This window comes from Sulfolobus sp. B1 (assembly GCF_007050195.1).
GTDB lineage: Archaea > Thermoproteota > Thermoprotei_A > Sulfolobales > Sulfolobaceae > Saccharolobus.
On sequence record NZ_QIMI01000331.1, the window covers coordinates 1 to 700 of the forward strand.

Below are 700 nucleotides of genomic sequence, written 5' to 3' on the forward strand. Positions count from 1 at the left end.
AGGAGTTGGTCAGATTTCTGTACGAGAACTCTTGTGATCAGGCAAAAATAGCTAATTTTTCAAATAATCTACTAAAAGCTGTAGAGAATAATAATAGAAAGGCTATCAATATACTAAGTAGTTGTATATCATCACTGTCTAGTATTGTTAGAGTAGTTTGTAATTCTGTTCATTCAAACACTGTATATTATTTCGGCGGGATGTTTAATTCAGAAATTTATACTTCATTCTTCACTAGAGAAGTTGAAAAAAGAGGTATAAAGGGGGTTAAGAGCAAAAATGTAGTAAACGGTTTAATTAACCTACTAAAGCTCTAATTCTTCTTCCTCTACCGGTTTTATACAGTCAAGTTCACTTAATCTGTCGAAGATTCTTTTTACAGCCTTGGATACTTCGTCTTCTCTCTTAGCCCCTGTAATTACCATCTTACCGCTACTGAATATTAATAGAACAACTCTGGGTTCATCCATTCTGAATATTAAACCGGGGAATTGTTCTGGTTCATACATATTGTTCTCTAGCAAATAGGCAGCTTTATCTAGGTTTACGTGAACATGTAAGTTAGCTGAGGCTACGATATTTTGCATTTGTATCTTAGGCTTACCTATAATTTTTATACCATATTTCTTGAGAGTTTTTATAATTCTTTTTACAGCTTTTATTAACTCCTCTGTACTCTTGGCTCCAGTAACTACCATTT

1 protein-coding gene and 1 pseudogene are annotated in these 700 nt (G+C 33.3%); one reads left to right on the forward strand and one right to left on the reverse strand.

Annotated elements, in window-relative coordinates; genetic code table 11:
- Positions 1-317, forward strand: a pseudogene (locus DMP16_RS11170) (ATPase); the annotation flags it as partial.
- Here the strand turns inward: DMP16_RS11170 and DMP16_RS10540 are convergent.
- Positions 306-700: TATA-box-binding protein (locus DMP16_RS10540; RefSeq protein ID WP_143577247.1), on the reverse strand; the 395-nt coding region annotated here is incomplete at its 5' end. The pseudogene DMP16_RS11170 and the gene DMP16_RS10540 sit on opposite strands and share 12 nt — an antisense overlap.